Below are 16965 nucleotides of genomic sequence, written 5' to 3' on the forward strand. Positions count from 1 at the left end.
GCCGTGGCCCCACCCGATCACCTCGGGTGGGGCCACGACGGCCGTGCTAGTGCGTCTCGATCTGCTGCGTCGGCGCCGGGTCGCTCGGCGGCGGCGGAGGCGGAGCGGTCGGCGGCGGAGGCGGCGGCGGCGGTGCCGGCACCCCCGGGTCGGACGCGTCGATCGCGACCGGGCGGCGCTTCGAGATGTAGACCGCGACCACGATGCCCGTGAACGCCGCCAGTCCGATCACGATCGAGAGCGGCCGGTTGCTGTCCTCGCCGAGCGTCATGCTGACCACGGCGCCCACGATCAGCAGCGACACGAGGTTCATCACCTTGAGCAGCGGGTTGATCGCCGGGCCGGCGGTGTCCTTGAACGGGTCGCCCACGGTGTCACCGATGATGGTGGCCTCGTGCGCCGGCGAGCCCTTGCCGCCGTGGTGGCCGTCCTCGACCAGCTTCTTGGCGTTGTCCCACGCACCGCCGGAGTTGGCGAGGAAGACCGCCATCAGCGCACCGGCGGCGATCGCGCCGGCGAGGAAGCCCGCCAGCGGGCCGACGCCGAGGCCGAAGCCGACCGCGATCGGCGCCAGGATCGCCAGGACTCCCGGCGTGGTGAGCTCGCGCAGCGAGTCGCGGGTCACGATGTCGACGACGCGGCCGTACTCCGGACGTCCGGTGCCCTCCATGATCCCGGGGATCTCGCGGAACTGGCGGCGCACCTCGAGGACCACCGCGCCGGCGGCCCGGCCGACGGCGTTGATCGCCAGACCGGAGAAGAGGAACACCACCGCGACGCCGAGCAGCATCCCGACCAGGATGTCCGGGCTGAACACCAGGAACCCGAGGTCGCTGGCCTTCGACTCGGGCACCCGGGCCTCGACGACCTGGTCGAGCGCGGAGCCGATGTAGGAGCCGAACAGCGCGCTCGCGGCGAGCACGGCGGTCGCGATCGCGATGCCCTTGGTGATCGCCTTCGTGGTGTTGCCGACCGCGTCGAGCTCGGTGAGGATCTGCGCGCCCTCGGGGCTCACGTCTCCGGACATCTCCGCGACGCCCTGGGCGTTGTCGGAGACCGGGCCGAAGGTGTCCATCGCGACGATCACGCCGACGGTGGTGAGCAGGCCGCAGCCGGCCAGGGCCACCGCGAACAGCGCGATCGAGAGCGAGCCGGCGCCGAGCAGGAACGCGCCGAAGACGGCAGCGCCGATGACGAGCGTCGTGTAGACCGCCGACTCGAAGCCGACCGACAGGCCCGACAGGATCACGGTCGCCGGGCCGGTGACCGAGGTCTTGCCGACGTCCTTGACCGGGCGGTAGTCGGTGCCGGTGAAGTAGCCCGTGAGGGCGAGGATGACCGCCGCCAGCACGATGCCGATCACGACCGCGGCGGAGGCGATCAGCGCCGGGTTGCCGTCGGGGGTGTCGGCGAGCACGAACTGGTCGAGCAGGTTGCGCCCGGTCCCGGCCTGCAGCTCGACGAAGCTGGTGGGCAGGTAGATGAACGACAGCACCACCGAGGCGACCGCGGCGATGCCGGCGGAGAGGTAGAAGGCCCGGTTGATCGTGACCAGGCCGTTCTCGCCCGTGCGCGGCTTGCAGAGGTACACGCCCGCGACCGCGGTCAGCGCGCCGATCGCGGGGATCAGCAGCGGGTAGACCAGGCCCTTGTCGCCGAACGCCTGGGAGCCGAGGATCAGCGCGGCGACCAGCGTGACGGCGTACGACTCGAAGAGGTCGGCGGCCATGCCGGCGCAGTCGCCGACGTTGTCGCCCACGTTGTCGGCGATGGTCGCGGCGTTGCGCGGGTCGTCCTCGGGGATGTTCTGCTCGACCTTGCCGACCAGGTCGGCGCCGACGTCGGCGGCCTTGGTGAAGATGCCGCCGCCGACTCGCATGAACATCGCGAGCAGCGCGGCGCCGAAGCCGAAGCCCTCGAGCACGTGCGGGGCCTCGTCCTCGAAGAGCATGACCACGACGCTCGCGCCGAGGAGGCCCAGGCCGACGGTGGCCATGCCGACCACGGCGCCGGTGCGGAACCCGATGTTCATCGCGGTGTTGCGGCCCTCGGTGTTCGCGGCCGCCGCGACGCGGACGTTCGCCTTCACGGCCAGGGACATGCCCAGGTAGCCGATGCTGGCGGAGAACCCGGCGCCGACCAGGAAGAAGATCGAGCGGAAGACGCGGACCACCCAGTCGTCGGCCGGCAGGGCCAGCAACGCGAAGAACGCGATCGCCGCGAAGATCGCCAGCGTGCGGAACTGTCGCTGCAGATACGCGTTGGCACCTTCCTGGATCGCCTGGGCGATGTTCTTCATGTTGTCGGTGCCCTCACCGGCGGCAAGTACCTCCTGGCGGAACATCGCCGCCATCGCGAGCGCGCCGAGCGCGATCAGTGCGACGACGATGACCAGCACGAGGTTGCCTCCGGAGACTTCCACGACTGCGGGAGCGATCCCCGTCATGCGTTCCTCCTCGAAGAGAGTGATTCATGTCTCACGGACGTGCGGCGGAGTCTACGCACGAGAGACCGCCCGAACGCACGGGGATGTGACCCGAGCCACACGGCGAGTCGCGGTGAGTCGCTGCGGAGCGAGGAGATGTGTGGCAGGGATGCGCCCGGAGATGGACCGAGATGGACTCAGAAATGGACTCGACCCCGGCGTCCGAGGACGCCGGGGTCGAGGAAGTCGTACCGGTCAGCTGCTGGCGAGCGCCGCGTCCGCCGACTCGTGGATCACGAAGACCTTCGCCAGGCCGGTGATCCGGAAGATCTTGAGGAGCCGGTCCTGGTTGCAGACCAGCTGGAGCGAGCCGTCGTGGGCACGGACCTTCTTCAGGCCGCCCACGAGGACGCCGAGCCCGGTCGAGTCGAGGAACTCGACCTCCTCCATGTCGATCACGATGTCGTACACGCCGTCCGCGACCAGCTCGGTGATCTTGTCGCGCAGCTTGGGGGCCGTGTAGACGTCGATCTCGCCGCCGACGGCCACGATGGTCTTGCCACCGGCCTCGCGCGTGGTCAGAGTCAGGTCCACCTATGTCTCCCGCAAAATGTTCGGTTGCCGGAGGGCTCGTCGGCATGGAACCCGACATCCGGCCAGCACCATGAAACCACGCTCGTGCACCCGAGCGCACAAAAGCCGCCCACTGTCCACAGGTGAGAGTGTCGCAGACGGGGTGGGAACGGGGCGAGAGCGGGGCCGGACCGGGTCCGGTGTCGGTGCCGTGGAGGACAATGCAGAGGTGACGTCGACGCTCGGTTCCCGCGTGCCGGGGGTGCGCGGCGTGGTCGACCGGCTGGCGGCCGTCCCCGGCCGCGAGGACCGGCTGCGCCACCTCGAGGTGCTCCCCGCGCGCGCCGCGACGCACGCCGACTGGCCGGTCTGGGCCGACGCCGACCTGGTCGCCGCGCTGCGCGCCCGCGGCATCGAACGGCCGTGGCGGCACCAGGTGATCGCGGCCGAGGCCGCCCAGGAGGGTCAGCACGTCGTGCTCGCCACCGGGACGGCCTCCGGCAAGAGCCTGGCCTACCAGCTGCCTGCGCTCTCGGCGGTGCGCGCGGCCCGGGGCTCCCGGGGGCAGCGCGGGGCGACCGTGCTGTACCTGGCGCCGACCAAGGCGCTCGCGCAGGACCAGCTCGCCGGGATCTCCGCGCTGGGTACGGACGTGCGCGTCACCACCCACGACGGCGACAGCCCGCGCGAGCAGCGGGACTGGGCGCGCGACCACGCGGAGTACGTCCTCACCAACCCCGACATGCTGCACCGCTCCCTGCTGCCCGGGCACGCGCGGTGGGCGTCGTTCCTCGGCTCGTTGCAGTACGTCGTCGTCGACGAGTGCCACCACTACCGCGGCGTGTTCGGCGCCCACGTGTCGCACGTGCTGCGCCGCCTGCGCCGGGTCTGCGCGTCGTACGGCGCCTCCCCGACCTTCGTGCTCGCCTCCGCCACCGTCGCCGAGCCGGAGGTCGCGGCCGGGCGGCTCACCGGCCTCGACGTCATGGCGATCACCGGCGACGACTCGCCGCGCGGTGAGGTGTCGCTGCTGCTGTGGGAGCCGCCGCTGACCTCGTTCACCGGCGAGAACGGCGCCCCGGTGCGGCGCGCCGCCTCGTCGGAGGCCGCCGACCTGCTGGCCGACCTGGTCACCGAGGACGTCCGCACCCTGGCGTTCATCCGCTCGCGTCGTGGCGCCGAGCAGGTGGCGATGACCGCCGCCGAGCTGCTCGCCGAGGTCGACCCCTCGCTGCCCGGGCGGGTCGCGTCGTACCGCGGTGGCTACCTGCCCGAGGAGCGCCGGGCGATCGAGGAGGCGCTGCGCCGCGGCGAGCTCACCGGGCTGGCAGCGACGAACGCCCTCGAGCTCGGCATCGACATCAGCGGCCTGGACGCCGTGCTCATCGCCGGCTTCCCCGGCACCCGCGCCGCGCTGTGGCAGCAGGTGGGCCGCGCCGGCCGCGGCGCCCAGGACGCCCTGGGCATCCTCGTCGCCCGCGACGACCCGCTCGACACCTACCTCGTGAGCCACCCGGAGACCCTCCTCGGCCGGCCCGTCGAGGCCACGGTCTTCGACCCGTCGAACCCCTACGTCCTCGGCCCGCACCTGTGCGCGGCCGCGCACGAGGCACCGCTGACCGAGGCGGACCTGCCGTTGTTCGGCCCGACCGCGCGCGAGGTGGTCGACGCGCTCACCGACGGCGGGCTGCTGCGCAAGCGGCCGCGCGGCTGGTTCTGGACCGACCGGCGCCGGGCCAGCGACCTCGCCGACATCCGCTCGACCGGCGGCTCGCCCGTGCAGCTGGTCGAGGCCGGGACCGGCCGGATGATCGGCACCGTCGACGCCTCCAGCGCCCACGGCACGGCCCACCCGGGCGCGGTGTACGTGCACCGCGGGGAGACCTGGCTGGTGCGCTCGCTCGACCTCGACGACCACGCGGCGGTCATCGAGCGCGCCGATCCGGACTACTCAACCTCGGCGCGCGAGATCACCGACATCTCGATCGTGCAGGAGCGCGAGCACCGCGCCTGGGGCGACTGCCGGCTGTCGTTCGGCGAGGTGGACGTGACCCACCAGGTCGTGTCGTTCCTCAAGCGTCGCCAGCCGGGCGGCGAGGTGCTGGGCGAGGAGCCGCTCGACCTCCCCGAGCGCTCCCTGCGCACCGCGGCGGTCTGGTGGACGGTGCCCGAGCACGCCCTGACCGAGGGCGGGCTTACCGGGCGCGACCTGCCCGGCGCCGCCCACGCCGCGGAGCACTGCTCGATCGGCCTGCTGCCGCTGTTCGCGACCTGCGACCGGTGGGACATCGGCGGCGTCTCGACCGCCGTCCACCCCGACACCGGGCAGCTCACGGTCTTCGTCTACGACGGGCACCCGGGCGGCGCCGGCTTCGCCGAGCGCGGCTTCCACGCGGCCCGCTCCTGGCTCCGGGCGACCCGGGACACGATCGAGGCGTGCGAGTGCGACGAGGGCTGCCCGTCGTGCATCCAGTCCCCGAAGTGCGGCAACCAGAACAACCCCCTCGACAAGCTCGGCGCCTGCGCACTCCTCGACGTGCTGCTCACCGGGGCTCCGGCGGAGTAGCCTCCGCCCATGGTCGTTCTGGGTCTGATCCTCATCGCCGCCGGTGCTCTCGCGATCGTGGGCGCCGTGTTCACAGCCGAGGGGACCGTGGAGCTGCTCGGCACCGACATCAGTGCCCTGGCGATGTTCCTCGTCGGCCTCGGCAGCGGCCTCGCCCTGTGGTGGGGCTTCTCGATCGGCAAGTTCGGCACCAAGCGGAGCCTGCGCCAGCGCCGCGAGAGCAAGAAGCTCAGCGAGCTGTCCGAGAAGCTCGAGAAGCACGAGGAGGAGCGCGGGGGCGACGTCAAGGACGACCGCTCGAACTGGTGACCTGACCGAGCCCGTCCAGACAGCCGCGACCGACGCCGCCGTCTCGTCCTAGCCTGCGCGGAGCAACGTCTAGGGACCAACGTCTGGGGAGGCACCATGCGACGTCGACTGACGGCCATCGCTCTCGCCGCCGCGACCCTCGTCGCGGGCGCCACCGTCGGCACCACGACGAGCCCGGCCAGCGCCGGGGCCGAGGACACCGTGCGGATCACCGTCAAGGTCGACGGCTGCCCGACCTGCCAGCTCGGCCTGGTGCAGTACGACGAAGCCGACCCGGACTCGTACTGGAGCGTGCCGTACCGCCAGGTCCGGCACGGCAAGGTGGTCTTCGAGATCCCGGCCGACCGCACCCGCGGCACGTCGATCTCGATTGACGCGCCCTGGGCGACGGCCTACATCCACGGCACCCAGTTCGTCGTCATGCAGTACGGCGGCTTCGAGCCGGGGGACCGGGTCACCCGGCGTCAGGCGCTGAACGCCGACGAGGGCGGACGCTGCTGGAGCGGCTCGGACCGGGACCGCACCCTGCACGTCACCGTGGCGCGGAAGCGGTACGGCACGGCGCCCGAGGTCGGGCTGCGCGCCTGGGCGAACCCCACCCTGCCGAGCACCGACATGGGCACCGTCTTCGAGGGCAGCATCGTGACGACCCACCCACACTGCCCACCTGCCTGACGGCGCTCACCCGGGACCCGCACGAGCCTCGGCGGCCAGGTCGCGGTCCTGGCCGAGCCAGCGCGGGCCGCGGACGGTCACGCGCACGGTCACCTCGCGACCGGTGACGACGCAGGACTCCAGCCCCGCGCCGTTCGCCGCCGCCACCCGAGCGCCTGCGGCGCAGGGATCCCCGGAACCGACGGCGCCCGCCGCGGCCAGGGCGGCGAGGTCGGCGGCCGACTGCGCGGACCGGTGCGCATGCACGATCGCCGCGACCACCCCCAGCGCCGCGCCGAGCAGGAGCAGCACCGCGAGGCAGGCGACCGCGAACAGGCTCGCCGAGCCGCGCTCGCCCCTCACGGTGCTCCCCCGGTCACCTCGGTCGCCGCCACCGCCTCGGCGGAGACCGTCACCGACGGCAGCCTCGAGAACAGCCCACCCGGACCGGTGACCCGGCCGACCACCACCGCGGTCACCTCGGTGCCGTCGTCGTGGACGCTCACGCGGCTTCCCTCGGGCGCCACGCGCTGGCCCCGGGCCACGGCTTCGGCGGTGCTGTCGCCCCGGGCCACGGCGCGCGCGGTCTCGCGTGCGGCGTCGACCGCGCGCACCTGCGCCGCACCGACCGCGAGCAGCCAGACCAGCCCGATGGTCACCGCGATCAGCAGCGGGAGCGCCATGGCCAGCTCGGCGGTGGCCGCCCCGCGCTCGGTGCGGCGCGCCACTACCCGATCCCCAGGAGCCCGAGCACGTGGTCGAACAGGGTCTTGAGGAGCTGGTCGCCGAAACCGCCGGTGAGCAGCTTGTAGAGCAGGCCCGCGAGGCCTGCGCCCGCGGCAGTGCCGACGGCGTACTCCGCGGTGGTGATGCCGCGCTGGTCGGCGCGGGTGCGGCGCGAGAGCTGGGTGAGGGACATGGACAGGACTCCGTTTCCCGGCCGCCCGATGCGGCCGACACGACGACCCTCGGCGAGACCGGGGACGTTCTGCCGGCCGGTCGCGGACCGTTGTGGACGAGCCGGTCGCACGGGCCGCGGTGGACGGTTCGTGGGCCGGCTCAGAGCTCGAGGCCGGCCAGCAGCGCGACCACGAGGGGCACGATCCCGATCAGCACGAATGCCGGGAGCAGGCACAACCCGAGCGGCACCGCGGCCTTCACGCCGACCGCGCGGGCGCGGTCCTCGGTCTCGGACCGAGCCGCCCGCGCCAGGTCGTCGGCGAGCCGCTCGACCGCGGCGACCACCGGGGCACCGGACTGGTGGGCACGCGCCAGCGTCCGCCCGAGCCGGCCCAGCTGCGGGTCGTCGGCGATCCCCGACCACACCTGGGCGGGGTCGAGACCGAGCGCGAGCCGGGCCGCGACGCCGGACAGCCGGTCGGTGGCCGGCCCCGGGAGCGCGGCGCAGACCAGCTCGATGCCGACGTCGGGCGCCGCGCCGGAGCGCAGGGTGGCGGCGAACAGCTCCACGACGTACGGCAGGTCGCGGCGCACCGCCTCGCGCCGGCGGCGCACCTCGGCCGGCTCGGCCCTCCCGATGACGACCCAGGCGCCGGCGGCGGTGGCGAGCGCCACGAGGGGCCCGGCGCGGCCGCCGACGAACACGAGGGCGCCGAGACCCGCCAGGGCACACCACCACCAGCGGTACCGGTGCAGCCAGCCCGTGCCGGCGGAGCCGGCCGCGCGGGCGGGTGGCCGGAGCGCCGGTCGCACCGGGAGGACGAGCGCGGCGGCCAGGCCCGCGCAGGCCGCGGCGGCCCAGGCCGTCATCCGGCGCGCTCCGCCTCGGCGGCGATGGCCTCGATCCACCAGAGCCCGGCGAACCCGAACGCCAGCCCGCCGGCGAGGCAGGCCAGCCCGGCGGGAGTGCCGAGCAGGAACCCCCACGGGTCGCCGCCGGCGCCGGAGCCCATGGCCAGCGCGAGGACCGGGAGGCCGGCCACGAGCCGGGCGGTCGCGCGCGCCGAGGCGAGCTCACCGGCCACCAGCCTCCGGGTGCCCGCGGCCGCGCGCAGCGACTCCGCCACCCGGTCGACCGCCGCGGCCAGCCCCTGCCCGGTGCGGTGCGCGACCTGCCAGGCGGCCGCGACCACGCGCAGGTCGCGCGCGCCGTCGAGCCCGGCGGCGACCTCACGCAGCGCCGTGGGGACATCGGCACCGACCCGGAACGCCTCGGCCACCGGCAGCAGCGGCGACCAGGTCGCGGCCGCTCGGTCCAGCGCCTCACCCGGCGGCCGGCCCGCCGCGAGCTCACCGGCCAGCAGCTCGCAGGCCTCCTGCACCTGCGCGGCCACCGCCTCCGCGGCGCGCCGGCGGCGCCGTCGGCGCCACAACGCGTGGACGCCGACGGCCGCACCGGCCAGCACGAGGGCGAGCGCTCCGAGCTGGGGCACCAGCACGGCGCCGCCGACCGCGACCAGGGCTGCGGCGGGTGCACGAGCCGGGCCCGGGGTGGCGAGCCGGGCCGCAGGCCGCAGGGCCAGCAGCACCGCCAGCGCGGCGCAGCCCGCCGCCAGGGCGGTCACGGGCGCAACCACGAGCGGAGCAGGGCGGCGCCCGGGCCCGGCGTCAGCCGGCCGGCGCCGTCGACCTCGAGAGCCGGGCGCATCGACACCAGCCCGTCGGCGCCCCGGTCGGGCACGGCGACCTGCCGGAGCCGACGCGTCCCGTCGGGACCGCGCGCCAGGTGGAGCACGACGTGCACGGCCGAGGCGAGCTGGCTGTGCGCGGCCTCCCGCCCGAGGCCGGCGGCCAGCGCCAGCGCCTCGACCCGTGCGGGCACGTCGACGGCGGAGTTCGCGTGCAGCGTGCCGCAGCCGCCCTCGTGACCGGTGTTGAGGGCCGCGAGGAGGTCGACCACCTCGGCGCCGCGCACCTCCCCGACCACGAGCCGGTCCGGCCGCATCCGCAGCGCCTGGCGGACCAGGGCCCGCACCTCCACCGCACCGGCGCCCTCGATGTTGGGCGGCCGGCCCTCCAGCGCGACGACGTGAGGATGGTCGGGGCGCAGCTCGCTGGCGTCCTCGACCAGCACGATCCGCTCCTCCGGGTCGACGCGGGACAGCAGCGCCGCGAGCAGCGTCGTCTTGCCGGAGCCGGTGCCTCCGCTGACCAGGAACGCCAGCCGGGCGGCGACGACGTCCTCCAGCAGCGCTGCGGTCTCGGCCGTGAGGGTGCCGAGGTGCACGAGCTCGTCGAGGGTGAACGTGCTCGGCCGCGGGACGCGCAGCGAGATCAGCGTGCCGGGACGGGAGAGCGGGGCGAGCACGGCGTGGAAGCGGGTGCCGTCCGGCAGCCGGAGGTCGACGTACGGCGTGCTGTCGTCGAGCCGCCGACCGCCGAGCGCGGCGAGCCGCTGCGCGAGCCGGCGCACGGCGTCCTCGCCGGGGAAGCGGACCGTGGTGGGCTCGAGCCCGGACCCGCGGTCGAGGTAGACCCGCTCGGCACCGTTGACCAGGACGTCGGTGACCCCGGGGGTGCGCAGCAACGGCTCGAGCGGGCCGGCGCCGACGACGTCGCGACGCAGGGTCTCGTACGCCGCGAGCACGGCGGCGTCGCCGACCGGGCGGCCGGTCTCGCGCAGCGCCTCGGCGACGCGGTGCGGGGTGAGCTCGCCCGGGCTGCGGGCCAGCCGGTCGCGGACCGCCTCGAGGTCGTCGCTGCCCGTCGAGGCGGTGGTCATGCCGCCGCCTGGATCAACGAGAGCTGGTCGAGCACCTCGGTCGCGGCACGACCGAGGTTGCTGCGTCGCGAGCGGACCGGGCCGAGGCCGAGGTCGATGGCCTCCGCCAGCCCGCGCTGGTCGGCCATCCGGGCCAGCACCGCCACGCCGGTCGCGCGCGCGATCGCCGCCGGTTCGACACCGTGGCCGCGCAGCACGAGCCGCACCGACGTCGGGTCGCGGTGGCGGGCGCAGATCCGGACGGCGGACGCGACCCCGGCGACCGTCGGCACCGCCACGACCAGCAGCCGGTCGCAGCGCGCCACCACCTCGTCGACGACCGGGTCGGCGGTACGGGGCAGGTCGACGACCACGAGGTCGTGCCCGCGCCGGGCGGCGGACAGCACCTCGCGGACCGCGAACGCCTGCAGCGTGCCCGGCGGGCCGGCGTGCCAGGTGAGGGCACCGAGTCCCTCCCGCCGCGGCAGTGCCTCGCGCAGCGACCGCGCGCTGAGCCGCCCGGTCGTCTGGCACAGCCCGTCCCACCGGACCCCGTGGCGCTCCTCCAGGCCGAGCACCCGGTCGATCCCGGGCCCGAGCGGGTCCGCGTCGACCACCACCGCGCGGCCGGACCGCGCCGCCACCTGCCCGAGCGCGCACGCGAACGTCGTGGCCCCCGCACCGCCACTGCCCCCGATCACACCGACCACCAGGCCCTGCGTGGGCTCGGCGTCCCCGAGGTCGGTGAGGGTCTCGGTCAGCCAGGCCTCGCTGCTGGGCAGCTGCGCGACGCTCTCGGCGCCGACCGCGAGCGCGACCCGGAACAGCTCGTCGGGCACCACGCCCCACGCGACGAGGTAGACCCGTGAGCGGCGGGCCGGGGCGACGCGCGCCATCTCCTCCGCGACGTCGGCGCCGAGCAGCACCAGCGGCGCCGCACCCCAGCCACGCAGCGCCGCGCCCACGTCGCCGGCGACGTCGGGCGCGACCCCGGCCGCGGCGGCGAGCCGGAGCAGCTCGTCGAGGAGGGACTGGTCACGGGTGATGAGCAGCGGTGCGGTCATGCGAAGGATGGTTCCCGCGCGCCCCGACAGGAGGACGGCGCGGCGGACGCCCTTGTGGACAAGGCGGCTCAAGTCCGGCGTTGTGGACAAAAGGTGGGCCGGACCCACCTAGGCTGGCGCCATGCCGACCGCGGCCTTCTTCGACCTCGACAAGACGATCATCGCCAAGTCGAGCACGCTCGCGTTCAGCAAGCCGTTCCAGGCCGGCGGGCTGATCTCCCGGCGGGCGGTCCTGCGGTCGGCGTACGCGCAGTTCGTCTACCTCGTCGGCGGCGCGGACCACGACCAGATGGAGAAGATGCGGCAGTTCATGTCGCAGCTCTGCGCCGGCTGGGACGTCGCGACGGTCCGCGAGATCGTCGCGGACACCCTGCACAACATCGTCGACCCGCTCGTGTACGACGAGGCGGTCGGGCTGATCGAGGAGCACCGCCTGGCCGGCCGCCACGTCGTGGTCGTGTCGGCCTCCGGCGCCGAGGTGGTCGAGCCGATCGCCGAGATGCTCGGCGCGGACCGCGTGATCGCCACCCGCATGGAGATCGAGGACGGGCGCTACACCGGCGGCATCGAGTACTACGCGTACGCCGAGGAGAAGGCCCGCGCGATCGAGGAGCTGGCCGCCGAGCTCGGCTACGACCTCGCGAGCTGCTACGGCTACAGCGACTCGGTGACCGACGTCCCGATGCTGGAGGCGGTCGGCCACGCGCACGCCGTGAACCCCGACAAGGAGCTGCGTCGGGTCGCCGCCGAGAAGGGCTGGCCGGTGCTGGTGTTCACCAAGCCGGTCGCGCTCCGCTCGCGGGTGCCGCTCCCGCCCGCGAAGCCGACGCTCGCGGCGCTCGCCGTCGGCGGCGTGGTCGCGGTCGGCGGGGTGCTGTGGGCCAACGCCCGCAAGCGCCGCCTCGGCGCCTAGGGACACCTGGGCCCGGACAGGGCGGAACGTTCCACCTGCCCGGATCCCGGCGCCGCGACCTAGCGTCGCGACATGACACCTCCGAGCGTCGAGCTCCGCCTCGTCACGACGTACGACGACGTCACCCGGCGCGTCGACATCCGGATCACCGGCAGCCGCGGCGTCCTCCTCGACGAGGCCGGGCAGTCGACCGAGTTCCCGACCGTCGAGCTGTGGCCGACGGTGCGCGAGCTGCTCCCGCCGCTCGACCAGCTGCGTGCGGACCCGCCGTCCCACCGCGCCGCCGCGCCCGACCGCGTGCCCGGGCCGGGGTGGGCGGAGGAGTGCCGGGCGATGGTGGCGATCGCGACCGGGACGGTCGTCCGCACCTGGTTCGCCACCGACGACGAGCTGTGGTCGGCCGAGCCGGGCGCGGTCCGGCTGGCCCGGTCCGGTGACCTCGCCGACCTCCTCGTCTGGGACGTCACGGGCGCCCTCGAGGCCCTCGTGGGGCAGGCCGTGTCATGACCGTCACCCACGGGATGGACACCGACGCCGGCCGCCGGGCCGGCGCCGACATCCGCCAGGGTGCCGACCAGATCACCGACCTCGCCCAGCGTCTCGACACCGTGCTGATGTCCTTCGACTGGACCGGCACCGACGCCGAGCGGGTCCGCGACAGCTGGCGCGAGCAGGAGCGCCCGGCCCTCGACGCCACCGCCCAGCACCTCGCCGCGCTGGCGGTGCTGCTCGACGGCGAGGCGCAGGCGCAGGACCAGGCGTCCGGCACCGAGGCCGCCGCCGGCGGTCACCTCGGCGCGCTGCTGGCCGGGCTGCTGCGCACCGGCGACGGCGTCGTCGACTTCGAGTCCAAGGTCGTCGACGTCCTCACCGGCCGGCGCGACTGGTCGGTCGCCGCCCTCGCCGCCAGCGCGCTCTCGACGGTCGGCGCCGCGGCCGGCGCGGTCGTCGGCGCGATCACCGGGGAGGACCCGCACTGGTTCGCCGAGGGCCCGGGCCTGGCCGGCGATCCGGTCGCCGCACCGACCGACCCGAGCCAGGCCGGCCAGTTCCACCCCGTCGTCGCCCGGCCCACCGACCTGCCGTCGCTGATGCAGGGCGTCACCGACAGCTACCAGGTCGGCGCCGAGCCGGGCAGCAACGGCGACGTGCGGATCACCCGCGTCGACAACGGCTCCGGGACGCCGGCGTACGTCGTCTCGATCCCGGGCACCGAGAGCTGGAGCCCGTCGGCCGGCGCCACCGGGCGCGACCTCACCGCGAACCTCCACCTCGTCGCAGGCAACCCCACCGCGGCCGCGCAGTCGGTCGAGCTGGCGATGCAGCGCGCGGACATCCCGCCCGGCGCCCCGGTCATGCTCGTCGGGCACAGCCAGGGCGGGATCATCGCCGCGACGCTCGCCTCCGACCGCGCGTTCGTGGAGCGGTACGGCGTCACGAACGTGCTCACCTACGGCGCCCCGATCGACCACGTGGCGGTCGACCCCTCGGTGCGGGTCCTGCAGGTGCAGCACGGCCTCGACATCGTGCCGCGGCTGGACCTCGGCGGGATCACCACCTCGGACCTCTCCCCCGACCGGCAGCCGGTGGTCACCCTCGACAGCCCCGGCCAGTTCTGGCAGGCGGGCGTCAACCACAGCTACGTGGAGTACGCCCAGTCGGTGCGTGACGAGCTCGGCGCCGACACCGACGCCGGCCGTATCCTGCGGGAGTACCAGGCCTCGCTCTCGCCGTTCTTCGTCACTCCCGGCGGCAGCGTGAGCGCCGTCGACGTCCCCGTGAGCCGAGGAGGCCGCCCGTGAGCGGACTGGTCTCGCGGCTGCTCGGCCGCTCCCGGCCGGACGAGGAGGACGTCACCGCCGAGGTGGCGACCGCGCTCGGTCAGGTGCCCGGGGTCATCGACTTCGACGTCGCCTACAACCATCTGCAGTACTCCTCCGGTGCCCTCAGCGGAGTCGTCGACGTCGACGGCACCGCCACCTTCGAGCACGTGCTGCGGGTCTCGTACGACGCCCTGCGCCGACGCCTCGGCGCGGACGCCGACCGGGTCGTCGTCTACCTCACCGGTCGTACGGCGGACGGCGCGGCGATCACGCCGGAGCACCTGGGGCTGCCGCAGCGGCCGACCGGCAGCGACCTGGCCCGCCGCTACGCCTGATCCAAACGCGGCCCGGGAAGTCAACCCTTGAACGTCGCGGTGAAGAGGCGTACACAGGTGGGCAGAACTCCAGATACAGCACGTGAGCCGGGTACCCACGCGGCGATCTACCCTTCCTACAGGGCGCTTGCTGCCGGGAACTCCCCGGGGCAGTAGTTAGATGTTGCACGCTTGGTAGCCAGCGGCGTCACGTGTCAGCGGCGGCACCCGGACCAATCACATCGAGACAGCCGGGTGCCGTTCGCATGTCTCCTCGCATGGTCACTCGGCGTCGCGCCGCAGCGGGCTCGCCTCCGCGCCGGCGGCGTACGCCTCGGCCGCGTAGAGCAGCCACGCGTGCGCGCCGGCCAGGCCGCCCTCGCGGTAGCCCCGCAGGTTCGACTCGTACGCCGGCCGCAGGGCGAGGTGCCCGGCCTCGGGGACCACGAGCGACTTCTCGTCGACGCCGCGGGCCACGAGCACCAGCCGCTCGGCCGCCCGCGCGACGATCCCGTTGTGCGAGCCGAACGGCGCGGCCGTGGCGATCTCGGCGTGCACGACCGCCGCCACCACGAGCGCGGGCGCGGTGGTCGGCTCGGTCAACAGCTCGCCGACGCCGCGGAGGTGGTCGGCCGACGCCGCGTCGCGCGGCCGGCCGCGGAACGCCTCGAGCGAGCCGGCCGCGGCGAGCGCATGGATCCGCGCCAGCGCCTGCAGCGGCGCGCTGTTCAGCGCCGGAGCGAGCGCGAGCAGCTCCACCGAGACCCGCACCGCGTCGGCCGCGATCTCGTCGCCGGTGCCGTCGCGCACCTCGGCGAGCGACGAGCCCGAGCCCTCCAGCACCGCGCTGGCGTGGGCGCCGCGCAGCAGGCTCTCGGCGGTGGTCTCGGGCGAGGTCCGGCGCAGCCCGCGGTCGCGCAGCATCACGTCGATGCCGTCGCGGGCGGCGGCGAAAGCCGAGGGCACGCCTTCCAGGGACGCGAGGGCGGCAAGCGGCTCGAGGGTCACGGGAGACAACGGTATCTGCGGGTACGGTGGGCCCGATGACCGATCCCTCCCGCTCCTTCGGCTCCGTCGTGGACGCCTACGACCGAGCCCGCCCGTCGTACCCCCGGGAGGCCGCCGCCTGGCTCGTCGGCGAGCAGCCGGTCACCGTGCTCGAGCTCGGCGCCGGGACCGGCAAGCTGACCGAGGTCCTGGTCGCGCTCGGCCACGACGTGCACGCGACCGACCCCGACGAGCAGATGCTGGAGAAGCTGCGCGAGCGGCTCCCCGAGGTGCGGACGTCGGTCGCGTCCGCGGAGGCGATCCCCGCCCCGGACGCGTCGTACGACGTCGTCGTCGTGGCCCAGGCGCTGCACTGGTTCGACCACGACGTGGCGTTCCCGGAGATCGCGCGCGTGCTGAAGCCGGGCGGCCGGCTGGCCGCGGTGTGGAACCAGCGCGACGAGCGGATCCCGTGGGTGCGCAAGCTGGGCGCGCTCATCGGGTCCCAGGACCAGCAGGACTCGGGCGAGGTGCTCGAGGCGACGCCGCTGTTCGACCCGGTCGAGACCGAGACGTTCCGGCACTGGCAGGTCGTCGACCGCACGTCGATCCAGGAGCTGGCGCTGTCCCGCTCGAACGTCGCCGTCCTCGACGCCGAGGCCCGCGCCGAGAAGCTCGCCGAGGTCGTCGCGTTCTACGACGACTACGGCCGCGGCATGGACGGCATGCAGCTGCCGTACCGCGCCAGCTGCTACCGCGGCACCGTCGTGGACCGGCCGGCGGCCGGCGGCAGCACCGAGGAGACCCGCCGCGAGCCCGGACCGGTCACCGACGACGGCGCCGATCCGGACGTGCTGCTGATCGACTTCCGCTAGCGTCTGGGCCGTGGCCGCCCTGCGCAGCACGGCTCTCGGCGGCTTCGTGCTGCTCACAGCCGTCCTCACCACCCTGCTCGCCGGCTGCTCCGACGACGAGGACGACCACGCGCACCTCGACGACGCCCACGAGGCGCACGAGTGGAGCTACGCGGACGTGGACGCGTGGGGCGAGACGTGCGCGAGCGGCACCGAGCAGTCTCCGGTCGACCTCGCGGACGCCGTGCCGGAGGAGCTCGTCGACCTCGAGCTCGACTACCGCACCTCTCCGGCGACCGTCGCGGACACCGGCCACTCCGTCCAGACGACCCTGGAGGACGCCGGCACGATGACCCGCGACGGCGAGACCTACGCGCTGCGGCAGTTCCACGTCCACACCCCGAGCGAGCACCACGTCGACGGGGTGCCGTACGCCGCCGAGGTGCACCTGGTCCACGAGGGCGAGGACGGCGAGCTCGCGGTGCTCGCGGTGCTGGTGGAGCCCGGCGCAGGAAACCCCCTCGTCGACGACGTGCTGGCGCACGTGCCCGGCGAGGGCGACGACCCGATGGCGACCACCGCCGACGTCGACCCGCTCGCCCTGCTCCCTGCCGACCTCGAGACGTTCCGGTACGACGGGTCGCTGACCACCCCGCCGTGCACGGAGGGCGTCGCGTGGTCGGTGCTCGAGACGCCGGTGACCTGGTCGGCGGAGCAGGTAGCGGCGTTCGCTCGGTTGCACCCGGACTCGAACCGCCCGCCGCAGCCGCTCGGCGAGCGAGAGCTCGTGCAGGACGTGAACTAGGCCGGGCTGGCATGGTG

The 16965-nt window shown here is 74.5% G+C and carries 19 protein-coding genes; 9 read left to right on the forward strand and 10 right to left on the reverse strand.

Going from position 1 to position 16965, the window contains the following annotated elements; all coding sequences use genetic code 11:
• Positions 1 to 46: 46 nt before the first annotated feature.
• Together ABD875_RS01215 and ABD875_RS01220 are read right to left on the reverse strand one after the other, a co-directional pair.
• A complete protein-coding gene (locus ABD875_RS01215) occupies positions 47 to 2446 on the reverse strand; it encodes a sodium-translocating pyrophosphatase (protein ID WP_345170640.1) in 2400 nt (799 codons plus the stop codon).
• 234 nt (positions 2447 to 2680) lie between these two features.
• Positions 2681 to 3019 carry an STAS domain-containing protein gene (locus ABD875_RS01220; protein WP_243060149.1) on the reverse strand — a complete coding sequence of 113 codons (339 nt, stop codon included), beginning with the start codon at positions 3017 to 3019 and terminating at the stop codon, positions 2681 to 2683.
• A 208-nt stretch (positions 3020 to 3227) separates the two neighbouring features.
• Here ABD875_RS01220 and ABD875_RS01225 point away from each other — a divergent pair, with 208 nt between their 5' ends.
• From ABD875_RS01225 to ABD875_RS01235, 3 genes are all read left to right on the forward strand, one after another.
• Positions 3228 to 5564 (forward strand): DEAD/DEAH box helicase, encoded by a 2337-nt coding sequence (locus tag ABD875_RS01225; RefSeq protein WP_345170641.1) that lies wholly within the window; start codon positions 3228 to 3230, stop codon positions 5562 to 5564.
• Positions 5565 to 5573: 9 nt separating this feature from the next.
• On the forward strand, positions 5574 to 5873 hold the full coding sequence (locus ABD875_RS01230) for a hypothetical protein (protein ID WP_345170642.1): 300 nt from the start codon (positions 5574 to 5576) through the stop codon (positions 5871 to 5873).
• 96 nt (positions 5874 to 5969) lie between these two features.
• Positions 5970 to 6548 (forward strand): hypothetical protein, encoded by a 579-nt coding sequence (locus ABD875_RS01235; RefSeq protein ID WP_345170643.1) that lies wholly within the window; start codon positions 5970 to 5972, stop codon positions 6546 to 6548.
• Positions 6549 to 6554: 6 nt separating this feature from the next.
• Here the strand turns inward: ABD875_RS01235 and ABD875_RS01240 are convergent, their stop codons facing one another.
• From ABD875_RS01240 to ssd, 7 genes are all read right to left on the reverse strand, one after another.
• On the reverse strand, positions 6555 to 6890 hold the full coding sequence (locus ABD875_RS01240) for an Rv3654c family TadE-like protein (protein WP_345170644.1): 336 nt from the start codon (positions 6888 to 6890) through the stop codon (positions 6555 to 6557).
• Complete coding sequence (locus ABD875_RS01245) at positions 6887 to 7255, reverse strand: TadE family type IV pilus minor pilin (RefSeq protein ID WP_345170645.1); 369 nt, start codon at positions 7253 to 7255, stop codon at positions 6887 to 6889. Before ABD875_RS01245 ends, ABD875_RS01240 begins: the two co-directional genes overlap by 4 nt.
• A complete protein-coding gene (locus tag ABD875_RS01250; RefSeq protein WP_345170646.1) occupies positions 7255 to 7446 on the reverse strand; it encodes a DUF4244 domain-containing protein in 192 nt (63 codons plus the stop codon). The genes ABD875_RS01245 and ABD875_RS01250 overlap by 1 nt, the downstream gene beginning before the upstream one ends.
• A 140-nt stretch (positions 7447 to 7586) precedes the next feature.
• Complete coding sequence (locus ABD875_RS01255) at positions 7587 to 8297, reverse strand: type II secretion system F family protein (protein WP_345170647.1); 711 nt, start codon at positions 8295 to 8297, stop codon at positions 7587 to 7589.
• On the reverse strand, positions 8294 to 9052 hold the full coding sequence (locus ABD875_RS01260; protein WP_345170648.1) for a type II secretion system F family protein: 759 nt from the start codon (positions 9050 to 9052) through the stop codon (positions 8294 to 8296). Before ABD875_RS01260 ends, ABD875_RS01255 begins: the two co-directional genes overlap by 4 nt.
• Positions 9049 to 10209, reverse strand: a complete 1161-nt coding sequence (locus ABD875_RS01265; RefSeq protein ID WP_345170649.1) for a TadA family conjugal transfer-associated ATPase — start codon at positions 10207 to 10209, stop codon at positions 9049 to 9051. Before ABD875_RS01265 ends, ABD875_RS01260 begins: the two co-directional genes overlap by 4 nt.
• On the reverse strand, positions 10206 to 11252 hold the full coding sequence (gene ssd / locus ABD875_RS01270; RefSeq protein WP_345170650.1) for a septum site-determining protein Ssd: 1047 nt from the start codon (positions 11250 to 11252) through the stop codon (positions 10206 to 10208). Before ssd ends, ABD875_RS01265 begins: the two co-directional genes overlap by 4 nt.
• A 121-nt stretch (positions 11253 to 11373) precedes the next feature.
• Here ssd and ABD875_RS01275 point away from each other — a divergent pair, with 121 nt between their 5' ends.
• From ABD875_RS01275 to ABD875_RS01290, 4 genes are all read left to right on the forward strand, one after another.
• Positions 11374 to 12165, forward strand: coding sequence for an HAD family hydrolase (locus ABD875_RS01275; RefSeq protein ID WP_345170651.1), 792 nt, complete (start codon positions 11374 to 11376; stop codon positions 12163 to 12165).
• 72 nt (positions 12166 to 12237) lie between these two features.
• Positions 12238 to 12672, forward strand: a complete 435-nt coding sequence (locus ABD875_RS01280) for a hypothetical protein (protein ID WP_345170652.1) — start codon at positions 12238 to 12240, stop codon at positions 12670 to 12672.
• Positions 12669 to 13967 (forward strand): PGAP1-like alpha/beta domain-containing protein, encoded by a 1299-nt coding sequence (locus tag ABD875_RS01285; RefSeq protein WP_345170654.1) that lies wholly within the window; start codon positions 12669 to 12671, stop codon positions 13965 to 13967. The genes ABD875_RS01280 and ABD875_RS01285 overlap by 4 nt, the downstream gene beginning before the upstream one ends.
• Positions 13964 to 14323, forward strand: a complete 360-nt coding sequence (locus ABD875_RS01290) for a hypothetical protein (RefSeq protein WP_345170655.1) — start codon at positions 13964 to 13966, stop codon at positions 14321 to 14323. Before ABD875_RS01285 ends, ABD875_RS01290 begins: the two co-directional genes overlap by 4 nt.
• 261 nt (positions 14324 to 14584) lie before the next feature.
• On the opposite strand, the gene ABD875_RS01295 is transcribed toward ABD875_RS01290, so the two are convergent.
• Positions 14585 to 15310 carry an oxidoreductase gene (locus ABD875_RS01295; RefSeq protein WP_345170656.1) on the reverse strand — a complete coding sequence of 242 codons (726 nt, stop codon included), beginning with the start codon at positions 15308 to 15310 and terminating at the stop codon, positions 14585 to 14587.
• A gap of 35 nt (positions 15311 to 15345) precedes the next feature.
• Here ABD875_RS01295 and ABD875_RS01300 point away from each other — a divergent pair, with 35 nt between their 5' ends.
• Both ABD875_RS01300 and ABD875_RS01305 read left to right on the forward strand, forming a co-directional pair.
• Positions 15346 to 16164, forward strand: coding sequence for a class I SAM-dependent methyltransferase (locus tag ABD875_RS01300; RefSeq protein ID WP_345170657.1), 819 nt, complete (start codon positions 15346 to 15348; stop codon positions 16162 to 16164).
• A gap of 10 nt (positions 16165 to 16174) precedes the next feature.
• Positions 16175 to 16948 carry a carbonic anhydrase gene (locus ABD875_RS01305; protein WP_345170658.1) on the forward strand — a complete coding sequence of 258 codons (774 nt, stop codon included), beginning with the start codon at positions 16175 to 16177 and terminating at the stop codon, positions 16946 to 16948.
• Positions 16949 to 16965: the final 17 nt, after the last annotated feature.

The sequence above is a fragment of the Nocardioides caricicola genome (assembly GCF_039541135.1).
Taxonomy (GTDB): domain Bacteria; phylum Actinomycetota; class Actinomycetes; order Propionibacteriales; family Nocardioidaceae; genus Nocardioides; species Nocardioides caricicola.